Annotated in this window: 1 protein-coding gene; it reads left to right on the top strand. The window is 61.3% G+C overall.

The window, feature by feature from the left end:
- On the top strand, positions 1 to 3,201 hold a 3,201-nt coding region (locus ACTJKX_RS37710), incomplete at both ends, for a toxin TcdB middle/N-terminal domain-containing protein (protein ID WP_440728458.1).

Below are 3,201 nucleotides of genomic sequence, written 5' to 3'. Positions count from 1 at the left end.
GGGGACGATCCCCTGAAGGCGATCGCCAGTGCCAGCGCGCTGGCGACCAAGGCCGAGCCTGCCAGTTTCAACGGCTCCTTCACGCAGTCTGTGTCGATCGCGGTGCCGGCCTATCATGGCCTCGAGCCCAAAGTGTCGCTGCGCTATGATTCCAATGCCGGAGCGCGGGCGGGAGGCTATTGGGCCGGCCTTGCGGGCGTGGGCTTTTCCTTGTCGGGCCTGTCGGACATCACCCGTTCCTCGGCGGTGGGCGGGACGCCGCGCTATGCGGATACGGACGAGTTCGTGCTGGACGGCGACCGGCTGGTGGCCTGCACGGCGGGGATGACCAGCCCGGCCTGCACCACGGGAGCGGCCGGGGACGGGGTGAGCTACTACGCCACCCGGGTGGAAAGCTTCGTGCGGGTCAAGCGCATCGTGAGCGGGACGACGACCAGCTGGGAGGTTGCGGCGCGGGACGGCACGGTGTCGAGCTATGTGTCGCCGGCCTCGGTGCCGGGCTGGTACACGAACGGAGCGGCGCCTTCCAGCGATGCGCAGCTTCGCGACGACACCCGCTGGCTGCTGCGCAAGGTGACGGACACGCATGGCAACGAGGTTGTTTACGACTATGCCTGCGTGGACGATCCCATCTGCTGGCCTGCCTCGATCAGCTACAACGGCACGCGTATCGCCTTCAACCTGGAGGCGACGAGCGGGGCGGCCAGACTGAGCCAGGCCACCGGCAAGTCGATCGCGACGCTGGACAGGCGCATCGCTTCGATCGACATCACCACGGCGAACAACCGGGTGCGGGGCTACAATCTCGACTATGAGCTCAGCCCGGCCACGGGCACCTCGCGCCTGACCGCAGTGACCCAATTCGGCCGAGATGCCAGCCTCAGCCAGAACCGCCTCTCGGGCGGCACAAGCCTGCCCCCAACCACATTCGGGTGGAGTGGAGTTCCCATCACCGAACAGGCTTGGGTGAAGGGGAATAATCTTGCGCTCAAGTATAGTTATGTTCCGATTGACTCCAAGAGTGGCTACAGCGAGCGTTTTGTCGATATCAACAGCGACTCTGTTCCAGATAAGGCGACCAGTGGCTGGCAGGATACGGAAGAACGAACCGGTGGGGGCAAAGATCCCATCGTTATTCTGCATAAGCGATGCTATAGCTCTTCATTGACTGAAGCGACTAACCGCACGCGCCCAGCTCGGTCGATCAATGTTGGAGGTGGGTGTGTATATATCGATCCCAACCCGCCGATGGGAACAACCTCGGTTAAGGGTGCCTCGCTCGCCGGGGATCACAATAGCGATGGGCGGCCCGATTATATCAGCACCGTCTCTTCCACGACGAGAACGTGGAACGGAAATAATACTGGAGTTGTCGTCACTAATAAGACGACACGAAGTTTTGTTCTTAGCCGCTCCGATGGGACATATGAATCCCGCGCCCTTGGTAGTGTAACCGGAAGCAATCCTCTGCTTCCCGGATGGGGGACGCCACTTGACCTCAACGGTGATGGGGTAAAGGAATTTGTTGTTACTTATGCCGTGGCAAATGGGGTCTATAGAAAGATTGAGTCTCTGACCGGAGCCGCTGCGATCGATGAGCCCGTCCCTAGTAGCGTGCGTCAGCAGCTTATCGCGGGCAGGCAATGGACCGAACTGGACTATGTCGATCTCAACGGTGACGGCAAATCCGACGTCTATATTGTGACGGGTGTCAACGGTGTTTTGAGGGTCACCTACGCTTATTCGACCGGCATCGGTTTCACTCCTCTTCAGACGTTTGAGGCTCCTGGTACATTACTGACAGCCGTTACTCATGGGCCCGGTGCTGGACAGTTTCCGACCGATCGTTCCTATCAATCTCTTTCCCGGGGACAAGTTCTTGCGATCGACGTTAATGGAGATGGCAAGACCGATCTCGTCGCACTGGAAATGAACCCCACTGGCGGCGCCGATATCGGTGTGTTTCTTTCGACCGGCAATGGCTTTGAGCATCAGACCTGGGCTCAGGGAATTATGTTGTCAGGTGGCTGTGCTCAAGGAGTGAGTACCGGTGGCGGTGGCATGGTTGCCGCTGGCGATGGACTTATTTGCCTCCCGCGCGTGCTTTCCGGAGATTTCGACGGCGATGGCCGCCAGGACTTGGTGATCAACGCGAATGTAGCGGTCAACCCACCCCCAGACGACATTCCGAATTCGTCGGCAACGATGTTCCTTTCGCGGGCGGGAGTTGGTCCGGGCGGCGAAGGTGGTTTTGTCGCCATACCCGGCCAACTTCCCAGCATCGCTTACGTGGCTGATCTCGATGAGGATGGTCGTGACGACCTGATCGAGGGGGCTCTACGTTCGCCGGCGGGCGCGTCCCGCGGCTTCATCATTTATCGTAGTGGTGACAACTACACGCTGAACACGGCGTTTCCCGACTTGCTGACCTCGGTGAAGGGGCCGTTGGGAGCGAGCGCTTCGATCGCCTACAAACCATCGAGCTCCTATCCCTGGCCCGAGGTGCGCCCTGCAGGAAGTGCGCTCCCCTCGATTCTTCAGACGGTGTCGTCTGTGACACGCAACGACGGCCGTGGCACGGTGGGAACGACGGACTATTCCTATTCGAACGCGCTGTACAACGCGGCCGAGCGCCGGTTCCTGGGCTTCGGCATGGGTGTGGCGCTGCTGCCGGCCAATGCCGGCGAGACGGTACGGCCGCGCATCGACTACACCTTCGACCAGAGCCTGGCCACGGTTGGCAAGGTGTTGAAGACCGCCTACAGCACGCAGGACAGCGCCACGGTGCTGGCGCGCGAGTCCGAGAGCTGGAGCGTGATGACCACGGCCGGGCTGCAGGCGAACTGGCCGCCGGCGACGGGCACGGTGCCGGCGCTGACCTTGCCCTATACCGCCTTCAACACGAGTTCGGAGAAGCAGGAGCTGCAGAACGCCACCGTGCCGGAGAGCTCGACCTCGGTGCCGGCCTGCAAGCAATATAGCGGTGGCTTTTTCCCGGGATGGAAGGATGTGACCTGCTCGCCGACGCAGGCCTGCCCTGTCACCACCTCGACCTTCACCTGTACCCTGGTGACTACGACGATCCCCGAGCACATCGATACGGTGACGCGCCGGAGCAGTGTGTCGCGGACGTATGACGCTTACGGCAATGTGACGTTGCTGCTGGAGAACGGCAATGCGGATGTGACGGGCGACGAGCGC

Origin of the sequence: Labrys sp. 22185 (assembly GCF_052045555.1) — a bacterium.
GTDB lineage: Bacteria > Pseudomonadota > Alphaproteobacteria > Rhizobiales > Labraceae > Labrys > Labrys neptuniae.
This window is presented reverse-complemented; position numbering and strand designations above follow the sequence as displayed.